Source organism: Modestobacter sp. VKM Ac-2985 (genome assembly GCF_026967925.1).
Taxonomy (GTDB): domain Bacteria; phylum Actinomycetota; class Actinomycetes; order Mycobacteriales; family Geodermatophilaceae; genus Modestobacter.
Genome location: NZ_JAPVBI010000003.1, coordinates 314,675 through 333,121 on the forward strand (window position 1 = coordinate 314,675; position 18,447 = coordinate 333,121).

Below are 18,447 nucleotides of genomic sequence, written 5' to 3' on the forward strand. Positions count from 1 at the left end.
GCGCCCTCCGTCGGTCACGAGTTGGCCACACCGGCGGCCACCAGACCCGGCAGGGAGCGCACCACCCGGGTCGTGGCGAGCACCCGGTCACCGGAGACGGCCACCCGCGCGGTGCCCGCGCCGGCGACGGCGGCGTCCAGGCTCTCCGCGGCGATGGCGACGAACTCGGCCGCCGACCCCTCGGCCACCCGCGGCACCGGCAGCCCCATGCAGGCCCGGGCACCGGCGCTGACGGCGTGCCAGGCCTCGCGGGTGGACAGGTGCCCGGCGGTGACCAGCAACGAGGCCGCCTCGCAGGCGTCGGCCCGGCCCATCGGGTTGAACGGGTCGCGGAGGTTGTCCCCGCCCGCGCCGAGGACAGCCCCGGCGTCGAGCAGCTCCCGGACGGCGGTCAGCCCGCGGGGCCGGGCGACATCGACGTCCCGGCCCTGCAGGTAGAGGTTCGTCTGCGGCAGGGCGACGACCCCGACCCCCGCCCGGGCCACCTCGGCCGCGGTGGACCGCGCGACCTCCAGCGGGTGGATGCCGAGGCTCACACAGTGGCCCGCGGTCACCCCCGCGCCGAACCCGGTGGCCGACACCCGTCGCGCCAGGGCGAGCAGCCCCTGCGCGGTCGGGTCCAGCGTCTCGTCGGTGTGCAGGTCCAGCGGCAGCCCGGCGCGGACGGCGGCGTCGAAGGAGAGCGCCAGCCCGGCGTCCCGGTCCGGCCACAGGTGCGGCACGCCGCCGATGACGTCCACCCCCAGCTCCACCGCCTCGGCGAGCAGCCGGGCGTTGCCCTGCACCTCCTCGGCCGACCAGGGGGCGGAGACCAGCGCGACCACCTGCAGGTCGACCAGGCCGGCGAGCGCGTCCCGCACCTCGAGCAGGGCCCGCACGTGCCGGGTGCCGGTGTGCGCGCCCAGGTCGACGTGGGTGCGGATCGCCGTCGTCCCGTGGGCCAGGTACTCGTGCGCGGCGCGGGTGGCCCGCTCGACCAGGTCCGCGTGGCTGAACCCGGCGGCGATCTCCCGGATCGCGACGATCGCGCCCGCGAGGTCACCGGTCCGGTTCGGCGCCCGGTGGCTGGTCAGCGCCTTGTCCAGGTGGGCGTGCGGCTCCGCGGGCGCCGGCAGCAGCAGGTGGCCGGTCAGGTCCAGGACGTCGTCGGTGGGCCGGGGCGGCAGGGAGGGCGCGACGGCGGCGACGGCGGACCCGTCGATCCGGACGTCGACCAGCCGCCCGTCGACGTCGGTCACCGACTGGAGCAGGAGCGTCATGCGCCGCAGGCTGGCGGGCGCGTGTTCCCGTCCCGTTTCCGCGACGTTCCGAGCCGCCGCCCACGGTCAGAGGTCAGAGGTCAGAGGTCAGAGGTCCAGCACGATCCGCGGGCCGGCCGCCCGGGAGACGCAGACCATCATCACCGTGTCCTCGGCCTGCTCGTCGGGGGTGAGCACGGAGTCCCGGTGCTCGACCGGGCCCTCCAGCACCGGGGTCTCGCAGGTGCCGCAGGTGCCCACCCGGCACGAGGAAAGGACGACCGCGCCCGCGGCGGTGACCGCCTCCAGCACGGACTCCCCCGGCGCCACGGTCACCGTCTCCCCGGTCAGCGCCAGCTCGACCTCGAAGGGGTCCGGCCAGACCGGCTCGCCGAACTCCTTGGCCTCGAACCGCTCCACGTGCAGGGCCTGCGCCGGCCAGCCGGCCAGCGCCGCCTCCACCGCGTCGATGAGCCGGCCCGGGCCGCAGACGTGCACGGAGGTGTCGGTGCGCGGCCCGCCCAGCAGCTGCGTCACGTCCAGCCGGGCCCCCTCGTCGGCGGCGTGCACCCGCACCCGGTCCGGGTGCGCGGTGAGCAGCTCGGTCAGGAACGCCATGGTGGTGCGGGAGCGCCCGGCGTAGTCCAGCGTCCAGTCCGCCCCCGCGGCGTCGGCCGCGGCCACCATCGCGCGCAGCGGCGTGATCCCGATGCCGCCGGCGACGAACCGGTAGCGGGTGCCGGGGGTCACCTCGAAGGCGAAGTGGTTCCGCGGCCCGCGGACACGCAGCCGCTGCCCCACCTCCACCCGGTCGTGCAGCGCCACCGACCCGCCACCGCCGGCCGGCTCGCGGAGCACCGCCACCCGCCACCGGGAGCGGTCGGCCAGGTCGCCGCAGAGCGAGTACTGCCGCTCCAGGCCCGGGCCGAGCAGGACGTCGACGTGCGAGCCGGGCGTCCAGGCCGGCAGGTCGCGGTCGTTGTGCGCGACCAGGTCCAGCGCCAGCACGCCCTCGGCGAGGACGGTCCGGGCGGCGACGACGAGGTCGCGTTCGACGGCGGAGAAGAGGCTCACCCGGCGGATTGTGCACAGCCCGCCCCGGCTCCCCCGCACGCCCCTCGTCGCGTGACACGAGACGACCCGAGGAGGTCACACGGCCGTAACCGGCGGCGATTACCAACGCAGGGGTGACCGTCTCCCTCTCCCCGCCCAGCGCCGCCGTCCTCGCCGAGCTGGAGGCCGAGCTGGTCTCGCTGCTGGGCGCCCGCGCCGTCACCAGCGAGCTGCGCGCCCGCGAGCGGGCCTCGGTCGACGGCGCACGGATGAGCCCGATCATCAGCGAGCTGCTGCCCCTGGGCATGGCCGACCTGGTCGCCACCCCGACCACCGCCGAGGACATCGGGACGGTCGTCGCGGCCGCCGTCCGGCACGGCGTGCCGATCACCCCCCGCGGCAAGGGCACCGGCAACTACGGCCAGGCGATCCCGCTCGCCGGCGGCCTGGTGCTGGACACCTCCCGCGCCCGCGCCGTGGTCGAGGTCGGCGAGGGGTGGGTCACCGCCGAGGCCGGGACGCCGATGGTCACGCTGGAGCGCGCGGCCGCCGCCACCGGGCAGCAGCTGTGGATGTACCCCTCGACGGCCCAGTCCTCGCTCGGTGGCTTCCTGGCCGGCGGGTCCGGCGGCACCGGGACGATCGCCCACGGCAGCAACGACATGGGGTTCGTGCTCGCCCTCGACGTCGTCCTGGGCACCGGCTCGGCCGAGCTGGTGCACGTGGCGGGCGAGGAGGCGCAGCCCTTCGTGCACAACTACGGGACGGCGGGGGTCATCGCCCGGGCCACGGTGCGGCTGGAGCCGCTCCAGGAGTGGCGAGGCGTGTTCGCCAGCTTCCCCGACTTCCCCGGTGCGCTGTCGGTGCTGCGCGAGCTGGGGCGGCTCGACCCGCTCCCCCGGCTGGTCTCCGCCGACACCCCGGAGATCACCGCCACGCTGCCGGCCGATCCCGCCTTCCCCGAGGGCCGGGCCAGCCTGCGGGTGGTCGCCGACGAGCGGAGCGTCGAGGCGGCGCGCGCGCTGATCGAGGGGGCCGGCGGCCGGGTCGAGGACGTCCGCGAGGGCCCGCAGGTCGTGCTGGGGCTCAGCATGCTCAGCTACAACCACCCCATCGAGTGGCTGCAGAAGAGCGCGCCCGGCGTCTGGTTCCACGTCGAGGTCTCCGGCGACGCGCTCGTCGAGCGGATCGAGGAGGTGCACGCGGTCTACGAGGGCGGGCAGCTGCACATCGAGGCCGGGCACACGGTGCCGATCGGCATGCTCGCCGGGGTCTACCGGAGCCCGGAGCAGGTGCGGGCCGGCATCGCCGCGCTCAACGCGCTCGGCGTCGGGGTGCACGACCCGCACCAGTGGAACGTGGACTTCGAGCTGCAGCGCACCGTGGAGACCGCCCGGCGCACCGACCCCGGCGGCCTGCTGAACCCGGGCAAGCTCAACCCCGACTACGACGGCCCGACCAAGGGCGCCATCCGGTGAGCCACCCCGCCGCCGGGGAGCTGTTCGACCTGCACGCCGACGGTGAGCCGCCGGCCGACCCGTTCGTGCTGGCCGGGCAGTGGCTGCCCGCCGACGACGACCCCGACCGGCCGCGGGTCACCCTCGCCACCACCGGCGAGGACGGCTCCCCCAACGCCCGGACCGTGCTGCTGAGCGCGTTCGACGAGTCCGGCTTCGCCTTCCACACCGCCTCGACCAGCCGGAAGGTCGCCGAGCTGGCCGCCGACCCCCGCGCCGGCATGGTGCTGCTGTGGCCGGACCACTCCCGCCAGCTGCTGGTCCGCGGCGACGTCGTGCCCGACGGCGCCGACCAGCTCGCCGCCGCCTGGGCGGCCCGGTCGGCGTACCTCCGCCGGCTCGCCCGGTGCAACACCGACGAGCTCGCCCGGCTGCCGCTGGCCGAGCGCCGGGCGGGCTGGACGGCCACCGCGGACCAGCCTCCCGGCCAGGCCGCCTCCTGGGTGGGGTACCGGCTGCAGCCGCGCGAGATCACCTTCTGGGCCGCCGCGCCGGACACCGCCAGCCGCCGGCTGCAGTACACCCGGGACGGCGACGGCTGGCGCTGGTCCCACCGGGCCGGCTGAGGCACCCGGGCGTGCCCCGGGCCGGGCGGTAGCGTCCCGGGGATGCCGGCGGCGACGCTCCAGCGGGACCCTGCGCGGCGGAGGCTCGACGCGCTCACCTTCGGGCTGTTCACCGTCGCCCTGGGCACGAACATCCCCACGCCGCTGCTGCTGGTCTACCGGCGCACCCTGGGCCTCTCCGACGCCGACGTCACCGCCGTCTTCGGCTGCTACGCGATCGGCCTCATCGCGGCGCTGACGCTGTCCGGGCCGGCCTCGGACCGCTTCGGCCGACGGGCCCTGGTGCTGCCGTTCGCCGTGCTCGCCGGACTGGTCTCGCTGCTGTTCCTGCCGGCCGTGGACCACCTGCCGCTGCTGTACGCCGGGCGGCTGCTGCAGGGCGTCGTCTCCGGAGTGGTGTTCTCGGTGGCCAACGCCTGGCTGCAGGAGCTGGCCGGGCCGGACGGCCAGCAGTCGGCGGCCACCCGGGGCGCGGTGTCGACGTCGCTGGGCTTCGCGGTCGCCCCGGCGATGAGCGGGCTGCTCGCCCAGTACGGCCCGGCCCCGACGACGCTTCCGTACCTGGTGCACGTCGCCGTCCTGGTGGTCGGGTTGGGCGCGCTCGTCACCGTGCCGGAGACGGTGCAGGCCCGGCAGGGCGGCCCGCTGCTGACGCTGGGGCTGCCCCCGGAGGCCCGCCGCCCGTTCTGGGCGGTGCTCGCGCCCACCGCCGTCGGGGTGTTCGCCTTCCCCACGATCGCCGCGACCCTGCTGCCGCTGCTCGTGGTCCCCGGCGGGGTCGGTGTCGCCTACGCCGGGCTGGTCGCCGGGCTGGCGCTGGGCGCGAGTGCGGTCGCCGCCCGGCTCGGCCGGCGCGCGGAACGGGGTGCCGCACCGCTGGGCATGGTGCTCGCCGCGGTCGGGCACGCCCTCGGGGTCGCGGCGATCGTCACCGAGTCCGAGGCGCTGCTGCTGCCCGCGGCGGCCCTGCTCGGCGGCGCGGGCGGGCTCTGCCTCACCGCCGGGCTGACGCTCACCGCCCGGCTGGCTCCCCCGCACGCGCGGGGGGCGATGAACAGCGCCTTCTACGCCTTCGCCTACGCCGGGTTCGGCACCCCGCTGCTGCTGGCCTGGCTCGGCTCCACCTTCGGCACGGTCCCGGCGATGACCGCGTTCCTCGCCGTCCCGGTCGCGCTGGCCGGCTGGCTGTGGCTGGAGCTCCGGCGCCGCGGCTGACGGGCCCTTGCCTCCCCACCGTGTGGCCCACGACACTCCCGGGATGGCGTACGCACCGCTCATGATCGGCACGGGTCCCCGCAAGGTCCTGGCCCTGCACGGCTGGTTCGGCTCCGCGACCGGGTGGGGCCCGTTCGCCGACCTCCTCGACGGGGACCGGTACAGCGTCCTCTTCCTCGACTACCGCGGCTACGGCGCCCGGCGCGATGAGGCCGGTGAGCACACCCTCGCCGAGATCTCCACCGACGCCCTCGCCGCCGTCGACGCCCAGGGCTGGTCGTCCTTCGCCGTCCTGGGGCACTCGATGGGCGGCAGCGCGATGCAGCGCGTGCTCGTCGACGCCGGCGGCCGGGTCGAGGGGCTGGTCGGGGTGAGTCCGGTCCCCTCCACCGGCGTCCCGCTCGACGAGCAGGCCGAGCCGCTGTTCCGTGGCGCCGCGACCGACCGGGGGAACCGCCACGCGATCCTCGACCTGACCACCGGCGGCCGTCTCAGCCGCACCTGGCTGGAGCGGATGGTGCAGTTCTCCCTCGACCAGTCCGACCCGGCGGCCTTCGGCGCGTACCTGGACGCCTGGGCGGGCACCGACTTCTCCGCCGAGGTGCAGGGCAACCCGGTCCCGGTCCGGGTGGTGGTGGGCGAGCACGACCCGGCGCTGAGCGCCGCGGTGATGGAGCAGACCTTCCTGCAGCAGTACCCGAACGCCTCGCTGGAGGTGCTGCCCAACGCCGGCCACTACGCGATGTTCGAGACGCCCGTGGCGCTGCTGACCACCGTGGAGCGCTTCCTGGACGACCTGTGAGCCCGGTGGCCGACACCTCCGCGCTCCTGGACCCGGCCACCTACGAGACGGGCCCACCGCTGGCGGAGCTGGCCCGGCTGCGGGCCGCGGGCCCGGTCGCGTGGGTCGACGAGCTGGACGGTCCCGGCTGCTGGCTGGTCCTGCGGCACGCCGAGGTCGAGCAGGTGCTGAAGGACCCCGCCACCTTCTCCTCCTGGCTCGGGGCCACCCAGGTCCGCGACGCCGGCGACCTGCCCTGGGTCCGCCAGATGATGCTCAACATGGACCCGCCGGACCACTCCCGGCTGCGCCGCCTGCTGACGCGGTCGTTCACCCCGCGCGCGGTGGCCGCGCTGACCGCCTCGATCGAGGCGACCGCAGCCGCGCTCGTCGACCGCATGATCGCCGGCGCCGGTGAGGGCCGGTGCGACTTCGCCACGGACGTCGCCGCCGACCTGCCGCTGGTCACCCTGGCCGACGTGCTCGGCGTCCCGGTCGAGGACCGCTGGCTGATGTTCGACTGGTCGAACCGGGTGATCGGCTGGCAGGACCCGGACTACGCCTCCTCCGCCGTCTTCGACGGCGGCAGCGGCACGGCGATGGCCCGGCAGGCGGTGGCGCTCCGCCCGGTGCCCGACGCCGAGGGGCGGCTGCCCGACCCGCGCACCCGCGCCGGCATGCCGGACCTCTACGCCTATGCGCGGCTGCTGGCCGAGGAGAAGCGCCGCGCGCCCGGCCGGGACGTCATGTCGGTCCTGCTGGCCCAGACCGACGGGGACGACGCACCCGTCAGTGACGCCGAGTTCGAGAACATGTTCTGGCTGTTCGCGGTGGCCGGCAACGAGACGCTGCGCAACGGGCTGCCCGGCGGGCTCATCGCGCTGCTGTCCCACCCGGAGGCGCTGGCCCGGCTGCGCGCCGACCCCGGACTGCTGCTTGGCGCGGTCGAGGAGATGCTGCGCTGGTGGACGCCGGTGATGGTCTTCCGGCGGACGGCGACCTGCGACGTCACGGTCGGCGACACCCGGGTGCGGGCCGGGGACAAGGTGGTCGTCTCCTTCACCTCGGCCAACCGGGACGAGCGGGTGTTCGCCGACCCGGACCGCTTCGACGTCCGCCGGGCGCCCAACCCGCAGCTGTCCTTCGGCCACGGGCCGCACTTCTGCCTGGGCGCCCAGCTGGCCCGGGTGCAGATGCGGTCGCTGTTCGCCGAACTGCTGCGCCGCACCAGCGTGCTGGAGCTCGACGGGCCGCCCGCGCTGCTCCGGTCGAGCTTCCAACGTGGGGTCAAGCGTCTGCCGCTGCACTGGGTCGCCGGCTGAACCGGGCATGCTCGTGGACGCCGGGTGTCACATCTGCGCCCGCGGCGGTGCTGTAGGGGCATGGACCTCGTTCGGTACGGAGCCCCGGCGGCGGTACGGCTGCCGATGCCGGGGCGCACAGCGGGTCGGGTCGAGAGGGAGGACAGGACCGTGGCGGGTGCCGTGTCCGGTGCCGTGCGGTCCGACCTCGGCGAGGTGTTCCGCCGCGACTACCCGCAGGTCGTGGCGGTGGCCGCCCGGGTGCTCGGCTCGCGGGACGAGGCCGAGGACGTCGCCCAGGAGGTCTTCCTGGCCTTCGGCCGGTCCACCGTGCCGGCCGCCGAGGCGCCCGGCTGGCTGTCCGTCGCCGCCGTGCACACCGCGCTGAACCTGATCCGCTCCGGGCGCCGCCGCGCGTCCCGGGAGGAGACCGTCCACCGCCTCAGCGAGGTCACCACCCCCGACGTCGCCGAGGCGGTGCTCACCCGCGAGGACCGCAGCCGGGTCCGGGCCGCCCTCGGCGAGCTGCCCCGCACGCAGGCCGTCGCCCTCGTGCTCCGGCACAGCGGCCTCAGCTACGCCGAGGTCGCCGCGGCCCTCGACATGTCCCCCGGCAGCGTCGGCACCACCGTCCGACGCGCCGAATCCGCACTGCGCAAGGAGCTGACCCGTCATGCGTCATCCGACTGAAGGCACGCTGCGCCGCCTGCTCGACGAGCCGGCCGGCGTCCCCGACCCCGACCGCGCGCACGTCGCCGGCTGCTCGCAGTGCCTGGCCACCCTGGCCGACAGCCGCCGGGACGCCGACCTGGTCGGCGCCGCGCTGGCGACCGAGGGCACCTCCGATGTCGACGCCGGCTGGCGGCGGCTGACCGCCGCCCTGCCCACGGCCACCCCCGCCGCCCGTCCCGAGCGGGTCCGGCCGAGCCGGTCCCGCGGGTTCCGCCGGCCCGCCGCCGCCGTCCTCGCGTTCGGCGTCGTCCTGGCCGGCGCCGGGACGGCGGCCGCCACCGACTGGCTGCAGGTCTTCCGCACCGAGGAGGTCGCCCCGCTCAGCCTGTCCACCAGCGACCTGGTCGCGCTGCCGGACCTGAGCGCGTACGGCGACGTCGAGCTCACCGGCGACCCGGACGTGCACGACGTCCCCGACGCGGCCACCGCCGCCGAGGAGTCCGGGCTGGACGTGCCGGAGGTGGCCGACCTGCCCCGCGGGGTCACCGGCGAGCCGACGATCTCGGTGGGCGGCCAGCTCAGCGCCACCTTCACCTACTCGGCCGACCGGGCCGCGCAGGCCGCCGCCGCGGCCGGCGAGACGCTGCCCCCGCCGCCGCCGGGGCTGGACGGCAGCTCGGTGCGGCTGGTCGCCGGCCCGGGCGTGGCCCAGGTCTGGTCCTCGGAGAGCGGGCTCCCCGCGCTCGTCGTGGGCCGCGCCGTCGCGCCGTCGGCGTACTCCTCCGGCGTCCCGTTCGAGACGGTGCGCGACCACCTGCTGTCGCTGCCCGGCCTGCCCGACGACGTCGCGGCGCAGCTGCGGAGCTTCACCGCCGACGGCTCGACCCTGCCGATCCCCGTCCCCGCCGACCTGGTCACCAGCTCGACGGCGGACGTCGACGGCGCCGAGGCCACCGTGCTGACCAGCCGGGACGGCGCGATGGCGGCCGTGGTGTGGGTGTCCGACGGCGTGGTGACCGCCGTGGGCGGCTCGCTGGACCCCGACGAGCTGCTGTCGGTCGCCCGGGACCTGGGCTGAGCATGAGCACCGTGGACAGCGGTGCCGGGGTGCAGGACGCCGCCGACCTGGTGGCCGGCCTGCCCCCGGCACCGGCGGCCTGGTGCACCGGGCTGCGCAAGCGGTACCGCAAGCACCTGGCCGTCGAGGACGTGTCGCTGCAGGTGGGCCGGGGCGAGATCGTCGGGCTGCTCGGGCCCAACGGCGCGGGCAAGACCACCGTGATCAAGATGCTGCTCGGGCTGGTCCGCCCGGACGCCGGCGAGGCGATGCTGCTCGGGCAGCGCTCCGCCGACCCGGCCGCCCGCGCCCGGGTCGGCTACCTGCCCGAGCTCTTCCGCTACCAGCCCTGGCTGACCGCGGCCGAGGTGCTGGCCCTGCACGCCCGGCTCTCCGGCGCCGGCGTGCCCGCCGCCGAGCAGCGCGACTGCCTGGCGCTGGTCGGCCTGTCCGGCCGGGGCGACGACCGGGTGGGCGGGTTCTCCAAGGGCATGCAGCAGCGGCTGGGGCTAGCGGTCGCGCTGGTGGGCCGGCCGGAGTTCGTGGTGCTGGACGAGCCGACCAGCGCCCTGGACCCGCTGGGCCGCGCCGACGTGCGGGACATCGTGCTGGAGCTGCGGTCCCGCGGGGTCGCGGTGCTGCTCAACTCGCACCTGATCGGTGAGGTCGAGCGGGTCTGCGACCGGGTCGTCGTCCTCGACCGCGGCCGGGTCGCCGCCGCCGGCACCCTCGCCGAGCTGCTCGGCCAGCGGGAGGTCCGGCTGCACCTGACCGACCTCTCCCCCGCCGCCCAGCAGCGGCTGGCCGCACTGGGGCGGGTCGACCGGGAGGGCGAGTGGTCCACCGTCGCCCTGACCGACGACGACGGGACGGCGGTGCCCGACCTGGTGCGCGACCTGGTCGACCTCGGGGTGCGGGTGCACGCGGTCGAGCCGGTGCGGATCAGCCTGGAGGAGCGCCTGCTCGGCATCCTGCGGGACGGCGCCGCGAGCCGTGCGGCGGGCCCGTCGTGACCACAGCCCGGACGGTGCTCACCATCGCCGCACTGACCCTGCGCGAGGCCTCCCGCCGGCGGGTGCTGTTCGCGCTCGTCGCCCTCACCGCCGGGCTGCTGGCGCTGAGCAGCTGGGGCTTCTCCCGGCTGGCGGCCGAGTCGCTGACCAGCGGCGAGGCCCGGCTGACCGCCTCGATCCTGCTCAACCTGGTCATGTTCGGCTACAGCCTGGTCGCCGCGCTGGGCACGGCCTTCCTCGCCGGACCCACGCTGTCCGGGGAGACGGAGTCGGGCATCGCGCTGTCCATGCTGGCCCGGCCGATCCGCCGCTCGGCGTTCCTGCTGGGCAAGTGGCTGGGGCTGGTGGCGTTCGGCAGCGGCTTCGTGGTGCTGGCCGGGCTGGCGCAGGTCCTCGTCGTCCGGGTGACGGTCGACTACTGGCCGCCGGCCCCGGCGACCGCGCTGGGCCTGCTCGCCGCCCAGACGATCGTGCTGCTGACCCTCACCGTGCTGCTGGCCACCGTCATCTCACCGATGGCGTCGGGTGTCGTGGCGGTCGGCCTGTTCTGCACCACCTGGGTGGCCGGGGTGGTCGGCGCGATCGGCGAGGCCCTGGGCAACGACGCCGTCGGCCGGGTCGGCAGCGTCTCGCGGGTGCTGCTGCCCACCGACGGGCTGTGGCGTGGGGCGATGAACGCCTTCCAGGACCCGTCGGCGATCGTCCAGTTCGGCGGGGCGGAGCAGGGCGCCGGGGCCTTCCCGTTCCTCAGCACGGCGCCGCTCACCCTCACCTACCTGGGCTGGGCGGTGCTGTGGGTGGCGATGGTGTGGGCGCTGGCCGCGATGTCCTTCGTCCGCCGCGACCTCTGATGGCCGACCCCGGCGCGGTCGTGCTGCAGTTGCCGTTCCGGGGCACCTGGCGGGTGGAGAACAGCCCGGCGCGGCGGGTGCCGAGTCACGGCACGCACCTGTTCGCCACCACGTACGCCATCGACTTCACCGCCGTGCGGGGACGGCGGACGGCGACCACCCGGGACTGGCGGTCGCTGCTGGGCACCGAGCCGGTGGACCGGTTCGTCGCCTTCGGGCAGCCGGTGCTGGCCCCGGCGGCCGGGCGGGTGGTGTCGGTGCACGACGGCGAGCCGGACGGCGTGGCGCGCCGCTCGCAGGCCGCCCGGGTGCCCTACGCCCTGACCCAGGCGAGCCGGGCCCGCGGCGGCGCCGGCGCCCTGGCCGGCAACCACGTCGTGCTCGAGCTCGAGCCCGGGGGCGCCCACGTCGTGCTGGCCCACCTGCGCGAGGGGTCGCTCCAGGTGCGCCCCGGCGACCCGGTGACGGTCGGCCAGCAGCTGGCCGAGTGCGGCAACTCGGGCAACTCCACCCAGCCGCACGTGCACGTCCAGGCGATGGACGCCGCCGACCCGTTCACCGCACGCGGGCTGCCGCTGGCCTTCCGCGACCACCGGGCATGGCCCCGCGACGGGGGCCCGCCGGTCGTCGTCCCGCTGGGCGTCCCCGCGGAGGGTGCGGTCGTCGAGCCGGTGTGACGCCGCGTCACCAGCTGCCGCCGCCCCCTCCCCCGGCCGCGCCGCCCACGTAGGTCGAGCCGGTCCCGCTGCCCGCGCTCGCCGGCGGGGAGAGCGCCGGGTTGTCCGGGGCGGAGAACGCCAGCAGCGCCGGCCACACGCCGACGTACCCGGCACCGTGCGCGGGCACGTACCAGGACGGGGTGGTGTCGGGGCCGTCCGCCTGCACCCCGGTGGTCCACTCCGCCGCCACCCCCAGGGCCACCGCGTGCGGCAGGTACCGGACCCGGAGGTCGGTGCGCGCCGCACCGGCGAGGTCGGCCATCTGGTCCGCGTCGGCGGACCACGGCCCGTCGGAGGCGGCGAGCTGCTCGCGGAACGCGGCCGCCCGCTCGTGCACTCCGGCGCCCTCCGGGGTACGCTGCGGCATCCGCCCGGCCAGCCCCAGCAGGACCAGCCCGGCGAGCACGACGCCGGTGCCGGCCAGCGCCCAGGTGCTGGTGACGGCCAGGACGACGGTCAGGACGACGCCGGCGACGAGGACCCCGGTGGCGATCCCGTACCAGCGACGCCGGACCGCGGCGGGGTCGGCGCGGAACCAGCCCCGCTCCACCACGTCCCGGTACATCGCCGCGCAGGCCCGGCTCTCCACGGCCGCGAACCGCGACTGCAGGTCCGACAGCAGCACGACCTCGCCGTCGGAGAAGACGTCGTCGAGCAGCTGCTGCTCGTACGGCCGCAGCCCCCGCGGGTCCGCCGGCGTGCGGACCAGCCGCCAGTCCGACGGGACCGTCTCGTCCTGCTCGTCGGTGGCCGACCCGTCGTCCGGCTCGGTGTCGTCCGGCTCGGCGTCGTCCGGGTCGGTCTCCTCGATCCGCAGCTGCCCGCGGACGGCCAGGTCCAGCAGGGTGGCGACGACCTCGTGCCGCTGGGCGCGGCCGTCGAGCACCGTGCCCAGCTGGGCCGGGCGGGCGTCCTGCGGCGGGGTGAGCTGCGGCGCCCGCGGACCCGATCCGGCCGGGCTGCTCCGCCGGGCCCGCAGCAGCGGCGGGACGACGAGGAGCAACAGCCCCCCGACGGCCAGCCCCGCGGTCGCCGGGCTGAGGCGGAACGCCTGCGCCGGGCTGAACGTCTCCTCGAGCACCGGCTCCGCGCCGGCGAAGGTGCCCGCCGGGTAGGTGGCGCTGACCGTCACCCCCTCCCCCGGGTCGAGCCCGCCGGCCTCTGCGCGCACCGCACCGACGGCCTCGACGTCCATGGGGCAGGCGATCAGGGCGTCGTCCGTGCCGACCACGCAGTCCCCCGCGACCGGCGCCGCGCCCGCCGGGCCGGTCAGCCGGACGTCGACCTGCTCGATCGGCACCTCCCAGCCGGTCCCGATCGCGTTCCAGGCCACCCGGTCGCCGGCGTCCCCCGGGTCGGCGACCCCCTCGACCCGGTAGCCGATCACGTAGGTGTGCTCGCCGGTGACCTCGGTGTCCGGGTCGCCGACCCGGACGGTCAGCACGCCGTCCTCACTCGTGACCTCGGTGTCCGCGGGCGCACCCGTGGGGCTCTCCACGACGACGTCGCTGATCGGGTAGAGCCGGTCGCGGGTCTGCTCGAAGGGCGCCCGCTCGGGGATCAGCCGCTCGATGCCGTGCCGCTCGGAGTCGCCGAAGTCGTAGGAGATCGTCTCCTCGACCTCCAGCGAGCCGTCGGCGCCGGCCACCAGGTCGACGTCGTAGGAGCGGATGGCCTCGGCCTGGCCGTCGTCCGTGCACCCCGCCAACACCAGTGCCCCGACGCCGAGACCGACCAGCCCCACGACCGCCCGCCGTCCGTCCGCTCCCACGTCGCACCCTCCTCGCGTCTGGACCATCTGGTGGACCGTGCCGCAGCTGACCGTCGAACCGGTCGGCCTGCGACGACTGGCCGCTCCTGCAATCAGACGTAGCCTCGGTGGGGTGAGTCTCGCACCGGCACCGACCCTCAGCCTGGACGACCGCTTCGCCCGCGAGCTGCCGGAGCTGGCCGTCGCCTGGCAGGCCGACGACGCCCCGGATCCCCGGCTGCTCGCGCTCAACGAGCCGCTGGCCACCGAGCTCGGGCTGGACCCCGCCGCGCTCCGGACCGCCGAGGGGCTGCGCCTGCTGGTCGGGACCGCCGTCCCTGCCGGGGCCAACCCCGTGGCCCAGGCCTACGCCGGGCACCAGTTCGGCGGCTTCGTCCCGCGGCTGGGCGACGGCCGGGCCCTGCTGCTCGGCGAGCTGACCGACGTGGCGGGCCGGCTGCGCGACCTGCACCTCAAGGGCTCCGGGCGGACCCCGTTCGCCCGCGGCGGCGACGGGCTGGCCGCGGTCGGCCCGATGCTGCGCGAGCACGTGATCAGCGAGGCGATGCACGCCCTCGGCATCCCCACCACGCGCTCCCTGGCCGTGGTCGCGACCGGGCGCTCGGTGCGCCGGGAGACGCTGTTGCCCGGCGCCGTCCTGGCCCGGGTGGCGAGCAGCCACCTGCGGGTGGGCAGCTTCCAGTACGCCCGGGTCACCGGCGACACCGAGCTGCTCCGCCGGCTCGCCGACCACGCGATCAGCCGGCACCACCCGGACGCCGCGCAGGCCGAGAACCCGTACCTGGCGCTCTTCGCCGCGGTGGTCACCGCCCAGGCCGAGCTGGTGGCCCGGTGGATGCAGGTCGGGTTCGTGCACGGGGTGATGAACACCGACAACGTCACCATCTCCGGCGAGACGATCGACTACGGGCCGTGCGCCTTCCTGGAGGCCCACGACCCGGCCACGGTGTACAGCTCGATCGACGCCGGCGGGCGCTACGCCTACGGCAACCAGCCGATCGTGGCCGAGTGGGACCTCGCCCGGCTCGCCGAGGCCCTGCTCCCGCTCATCGCCGAGGACCAGGAGCGCGCGATCGAGCTCGCGGTGGCGGCTCTGGGCGAGTTCCGGCCGCAGTACGACGCGGCCTGGTCGGCCGGGATGCGGGCCAAGCTGGGCCTGCCCGACGGGTTGGACGACGCGGTGGCCGCGCCGCTGGTCGAGGAGTACCTCACCCTGCTCCAGGCCGGCCACGTCGACCACACCCTCGGGTTCCGCCGACTCAGCGCCGCCGCCCGCGGGGACGTCGAGCCGGTCCGCAACCTGTTCCTCGACCTGGCATCGTTCGACGCCTGGTCCGAGCGGTGGCGCGCGCTCGCGCCGGACGCCGACGCCATGGACCGGGTGAACCCGCTCCACATCCCGCGCAACCACCTCGTCGAGGAGGCCCTCACCGCGGCGACCGAGGGCGACCTGGCCCCGCTGGCGCCCCTGCTCGACGCCGTCACCCACCCCTACGAGGAGCGCCCGGACCTGGAGCGCTACGCCACCCCCGCCCCCGCCGACTTCGGCGCCACCTACCAGACCTTCTGCGGCACCTGACCCGCCCTCGACCACCAAAATGGCCATTTCGGTGGTCAGGGGTCGGTCGTCAGGCGGGCCAGATCGACGACGGCGGCGACCAGTTGGTCGCCGTCCAGCAGGGTGGCGTCGTTGTGGTCGGCGCCGGGCACCTCGACCGTGCGGTGCAGCTGCGCGGCGGCAGCGGCCACCGCTCTGCTCTGCTCCGGCGGCACGATCGAGTCGGCGGTGCCGAGGACGACGGTGGTGGGCACCTCGACCCGGGAGACGAGCTCGGCCACCGGGTAGCGGTCCCGCAGGAGCAGCCGGACCGGCAGGAACGGGTAGTGCTCGCTGCCGACGGCGGCCAGGTCGACGAACGGTGAGCGCAGCACCAGCCCGGCCGGCGGGTGCGCGACGGCCAGCTCGGTGACGACGCCGGCGCCCAGGCTCTCCCCGTAGTAGAGGAGCCGCTCGGCGGGGACCCCGGCGCCGGTCAGCAGCCAGTCGCGCGCCGCGCGGACGTCCAGCGCCAGACCGGCCTCACTCGGGCTGCCCGGGTTGCCGCCGTACCCGCGGTAGTCGAACAGCAGCACTCCCAGCCCGGCGTCTGAGAGCGCACGGGCCAGCGGTGCCCGCACCCCGCGGTGACCGCCGTTGCCGTTGGCCACCAGCACGGTCGGTGCGTCGGCCGCCGGGCCGGGCACGAACCAGGCGCCGAGGACCAGCCCGTCGGCGGTGGTGAGCTCGACGTCCCGGCCACCGGGCAGGACCTGAGCGGCGGCCGGCACCGGGCCGTCATCGGGCAGGTACACCAGCCGGCGCTGGAACGTCCAGAGCAGGCCGACCACCACGACCAGCACGATCGCACCGATCAGGGCGGCCCGGAGCACCGACCGCAGCACCACCCCATGGTGGCGCGCCGCGGTCGGCCGGGCCAGCACCCCTAGCGGTAGTTGACGTGCGGGTGGTCGAAGTGGTTCGCCGTCACGCTGCCCCGGTCCTCCATCTGCTTCCAGGAGCCGCCGGGCGAGGAGAGCATCCGCTGCTCCCAGATGATGTAGTCGACGCCGAGCGCGGCCCAGTTGGCCACGTGGTAGGCGACGATCGCGTCACCGAGGGCGTTGTCGGACATCACCATGTAGTCCACCGCCAGCCCCGACGGGTGACCGTGCGGGTCGGCGGCGCTGGCCCGGGTACCGCCCAGCGTGATCGAGCCGGCACCGGGCACGTTGCTGACCACGGCGTTCGCGGCGGCCTGCGCCTGGGGCTTGATCGGTCCGGCGGAGTTGTTGATCTTCGCGATCGCGGACACCGCCGTACCGGCGGCCGTGGCAGCCGCGGCTGGGGGCTTGGCCGCAGGGCTCGTGCGGGCCGCGGCGGGGGCCGGCGCGGCGGCGGATGCCTGCGCCTCGGCCTTCGCGGCGGCCTCGGCGGCGACGCGAGCTGCCTCCGCCTCCGCGGCGGCCGCTGCCTCGGCCGCGACGCGGGCGGCCTCGGCCTCGGCGGCCTGCTGGTCGAGCACGGCCTGGTCGGCGGCGGCCTGGGCCTGCTGGGCGGCGGTCTGCTCGGCCTCCCGGGTGGCCCGGCTGGCCGCGAGCTCCTCGAGCGGCCGCAGGTCGTCGGCTCCGTCGACGGCGCCGGACTCAGCGGCGAGCCCCAGCTGCTCGGCGACGCTGACCGGCTCCGACGCCGTCGGGTCGGCCTGAGCGGCCGGACCGGCGCCCACGACGACGTTGACCAGGACGGCACCGGCCGCCGCGACGGCGAGGTAGAGCCCGGGCCGGCGGACACCGGCCGGCGGACGCCGGCGGCTGGTGGAGCTGGAGGTGGTGGTGCGGGCGCGCATGGGCAGGAGTGCTCCGAACAGGTGTCTTCCGATGGCCGCCTACCAGGTCAGCTGACGGGTTCGGGCGGGAAGCAGCCCTACCCGGCCCGGACTCCTCGTCCGGGCGCGGGATTCACCCCAGTGGTTCGGTGGGTCCCCGGCTCGCCCCGGAGGGCGACTCGGCGGCGTCCGGTCGGGCTCCCCGGGTGGGGACGTGGCGACCGACTGGACGTCGAACAACCTAATGGCGTTATGTAGTCGTGACAATCCGTCGCCCGCATTTCATGGGGTGACGGTGGTCGCGTCACTCTCCGGACACACCCGTCCCATCCGTCACCACCGCCGGTGTCCGGTCAGCGCACCGACAGCTCGACGACGGACCGGCTCCCGCCCCCGGCCGCGGTGGCCGCCCAGGCCTCCTGGACCCGCGCCAGCGGGAGGACGGCGTGCTCCACCCGGAGCTGCCCGGCCGCGGCGTGCCGCAGCACCGCGGTCAGCGCAGCGGCCCGCTGCTCGCCGGTGAGCGCGTTGTTGGTGTAGCCGAGCACGTCGATGCTCCGGCTGCGCAGCACGGCGGAGGAGAACTCGGCGGCGTCCCCGGCCGCGCCACCCAGGTTGACCAGCCGACCGCCGGGCGCCAGCACCGAGCACGCGGCCGCCGCCACGGCGCCGAACACCGGGTCGACGACGAGGTCGACGTCCGAGCCGACCGTCTGCCGGATCCGCCCGGCCAGGTCGCCGCCGTCCCCGGTGAGGACGACGTCCTCGGCGCCGGCGCGGCGGGCTCGGTCGGCCGCGGCGGGCGAGCGGCAGACGCCGACCACCCGCCCGGCCCCCAGCGCGCGGGCAGCACCGAGCGCGGCCTGGCCGACCGCACCCCCGGCACCGAGCACCAGCACCCGCTCCCCCGGCTGCAACCGGCCGCGCCAGGTCAACGCCATCCAGCCGGCGACCGCCGACAGCCCCAGCGCTGCCACGACCGGGTCGGGCAGGTCCCCGGCGAGCGGGACGACGTCGGCGTCCGGCACGGCGCAGAGCTCGCCCAGACTGCCGTCGCCCGGGCTCATCCCCGCCGAGGTGGCGAACCAGACCCGGGTGCCGGGCGCCAGCGCCGCCGACGACACCACGACCCCCACCCCCTGCACGCCGGGCACGTAGGGGACGGCCGGGCGGCCGAAGTACGACGTCCCGGAGGCGCAGAGCAGGTCCAGCGGCACGACCGGGGCGGCGGTCACCCGGACCAGGGTCCGGCCCTCGCCGGGCACCGGGTCCGGGTGTTCCGCGAGGGCCGGTGTCTCCCCCGGCTGGGTCAGGACGGCGGCGCGCAC

17 protein-coding genes and 1 riboswitch are annotated in these 18,447 nt (G+C 76.2%); of the genes, 11 read left to right on the top strand and 6 right to left on the bottom strand.

From position 1 onward, the window contains the following. Positions 1-14: 14 nt before the first annotated feature. A complete protein-coding gene (locus tag O2V61_RS17550; RefSeq protein ID WP_269184557.1) occupies positions 15-1,259 on the bottom strand; it encodes an amidohydrolase family protein in 1,245 nt (414 codons plus the stop codon). An 87-nt stretch (positions 1,260-1,346) separates the two neighbouring features. Further along, complete coding sequence (locus tag O2V61_RS17555; protein ID WP_269184558.1) at positions 1,347-2,312, bottom strand: PDR/VanB family oxidoreductase; 966 nt, start codon at positions 2,310-2,312, stop codon at positions 1,347-1,349. A gap of 113 nt (positions 2,313-2,425) precedes the next feature. On the opposite strand from O2V61_RS17555, the gene O2V61_RS17560 reads away from it, so the two are divergent. From O2V61_RS17560 to O2V61_RS17605, 10 genes are all read left to right on the top strand, one after another. Continuing rightward, positions 2,426-3,769: an FAD-binding oxidoreductase gene (locus O2V61_RS17560; RefSeq protein WP_269184559.1), complete on the top strand. Its 1,344-nt coding sequence runs from the start codon at positions 2,426-2,428 to the stop codon at positions 3,767-3,769. After that, positions 3,766-4,374 (top strand): pyridoxamine 5'-phosphate oxidase family protein, encoded by a 609-nt coding sequence (locus O2V61_RS17565; protein WP_269184560.1) that lies wholly within the window; start codon positions 3,766-3,768, stop codon positions 4,372-4,374. Before O2V61_RS17560 ends, O2V61_RS17565 begins: the two co-directional genes overlap by 4 nt. A gap of 42 nt (positions 4,375-4,416) precedes the next feature. Continuing rightward, positions 4,417-5,589 carry an MFS transporter gene (locus O2V61_RS17570; protein WP_269184561.1) on the top strand — a complete coding sequence of 391 codons (1,173 nt, stop codon included), beginning with the start codon at positions 4,417-4,419 and terminating at the stop codon, positions 5,587-5,589. A gap of 43 nt (positions 5,590-5,632) precedes the next feature. After that, positions 5,633-6,391, top strand: a complete 759-nt coding sequence (locus O2V61_RS17575) for an alpha/beta fold hydrolase (RefSeq protein ID WP_269184562.1) — start codon at positions 5,633-5,635, stop codon at positions 6,389-6,391. Between the two features lie 5 nt (positions 6,392-6,396). Next, on the top strand, positions 6,397-7,692 hold the full coding sequence (locus O2V61_RS17580; protein WP_269184563.1) for a cytochrome P450: 1,296 nt from the start codon (positions 6,397-6,399) through the stop codon (positions 7,690-7,692). Between the two features lie 150 nt (positions 7,693-7,842). Continuing rightward, on the top strand, positions 7,843-8,361 hold the full coding sequence (locus O2V61_RS17585) for a sigma-70 family RNA polymerase sigma factor (RefSeq protein ID WP_269184564.1): 519 nt from the start codon (positions 7,843-7,845) through the stop codon (positions 8,359-8,361). Continuing rightward, on the top strand, positions 8,345-9,421 hold the full coding sequence (locus tag O2V61_RS17590; RefSeq protein WP_269184565.1) for a hypothetical protein: 1,077 nt from the start codon (positions 8,345-8,347) through the stop codon (positions 9,419-9,421). Before O2V61_RS17585 ends, O2V61_RS17590 begins: the two co-directional genes overlap by 17 nt. Before the next feature lie 2 nt (positions 9,422-9,423). Further along, positions 9,424-10,413 carry an ABC transporter ATP-binding protein gene (locus tag O2V61_RS17595; protein ID WP_269184566.1) on the top strand — a complete coding sequence of 330 codons (990 nt, stop codon included), beginning with the start codon at positions 9,424-9,426 and terminating at the stop codon, positions 10,411-10,413. Then, on the top strand, positions 10,410-11,264 hold the full coding sequence (locus tag O2V61_RS17600) for an ABC transporter permease subunit (RefSeq protein WP_269184567.1): 855 nt from the start codon (positions 10,410-10,412) through the stop codon (positions 11,262-11,264). Before O2V61_RS17595 ends, O2V61_RS17600 begins: the two co-directional genes overlap by 4 nt. Then, a complete protein-coding gene (locus O2V61_RS17605) occupies positions 11,264-11,941 on the top strand; it encodes a M23 family metallopeptidase (protein ID WP_269184568.1) in 678 nt (225 codons plus the stop codon). The genes O2V61_RS17600 and O2V61_RS17605 overlap by 1 nt, the downstream gene beginning before the upstream one ends. Positions 11,942-11,948: 7 nt before the next feature. On the opposite strand, the gene O2V61_RS17610 is transcribed toward O2V61_RS17605, so the two are convergent. Next, positions 11,949-13,754, bottom strand: coding sequence for a DUF2207 domain-containing protein (locus O2V61_RS17610; RefSeq protein ID WP_269184569.1), 1,806 nt, complete (start codon positions 13,752-13,754; stop codon positions 11,949-11,951). Positions 13,755-13,866: 112 nt separating this feature from the next. On the opposite strand from O2V61_RS17610, the gene O2V61_RS17615 reads away from it, so the two are divergent. Then, positions 13,867-15,333, top strand: coding sequence for a protein adenylyltransferase SelO (locus O2V61_RS17615; RefSeq protein WP_269184570.1), 1,467 nt, complete (start codon positions 13,867-13,869; stop codon positions 15,331-15,333). A 35-nt stretch (positions 15,334-15,368) separates the two neighbouring features. Here the strand turns inward: O2V61_RS17615 and O2V61_RS17620 are convergent, their stop codons facing one another. The 3 genes from O2V61_RS17620 to O2V61_RS17630 all read right to left on the bottom strand — a co-directional run bounded on the left by O2V61_RS17620 (position 15,369) and on the right by O2V61_RS17630 (position 18,447). Further along, entirely contained in the window at positions 15,369-16,196 is an 828-nt protein-coding gene (locus O2V61_RS17620) for an alpha/beta hydrolase (RefSeq protein ID WP_269184571.1), read from the bottom strand. A gap of 41 nt (positions 16,197-16,237) precedes the next feature. Next, positions 16,238-17,140 (bottom strand): hypothetical protein, encoded by a 903-nt coding sequence (locus tag O2V61_RS17625; RefSeq protein ID WP_269184572.1) that lies wholly within the window; start codon positions 17,138-17,140, stop codon positions 16,238-16,240. Positions 17,141-17,161: 21 nt separating this feature from the next. Then, positions 17,162-17,314: riboswitch (cyclic di-AMP (ydaO/yuaA leader) on the bottom strand. Between the two features lie 158 nt (positions 17,315-17,472). Beyond that, positions 17,473-18,447, bottom strand: coding sequence for a quinone oxidoreductase family protein (locus tag O2V61_RS17630; protein WP_269184573.1), 975 nt, complete (start codon positions 18,445-18,447; stop codon positions 17,473-17,475).

Bases quoted from the DNA above. Each gene is read 5' to 3' on its own strand.
- O2V61_RS17550 (WP_269184557.1), bottom strand. From the start codon at position 1,259: ATGACGCTCCTGCTCCAGTCGGTGACCGACGTCGACGGGCGGCTGGTC.
- O2V61_RS17570 (WP_269184561.1), top strand. From the start codon at position 4,417: ATGCCGGCGGCGACGCTCCAGCGGGACCCTGCGCGGCGGAGGCTCGAC.
- O2V61_RS17575 (WP_269184562.1), top strand. From the start codon at position 5,633: ATGGCGTACGCACCGCTCATGATCGGCACGGGTCCCCGCAAGGTCCTG.
- O2V61_RS17590 (WP_269184565.1), top strand. From the start codon at position 8,345: ATGCGTCATCCGACTGAAGGCACGCTGCGCCGCCTGCTCGACGAGCCG.
- O2V61_RS17595 (WP_269184566.1), top strand. From the start codon at position 9,424: ATGAGCACCGTGGACAGCGGTGCCGGGGTGCAGGACGCCGCCGACCTG.
- O2V61_RS17605 (WP_269184568.1), top strand. From the start codon at position 11,264: ATGGCCGACCCCGGCGCGGTCGTGCTGCAGTTGCCGTTCCGGGGCACC.
- O2V61_RS17625 (WP_269184572.1), bottom strand. From the start codon at position 17,140: ATGCGCGCCCGCACCACCACCTCCAGCTCCACCAGCCGCCGGCGTCCG.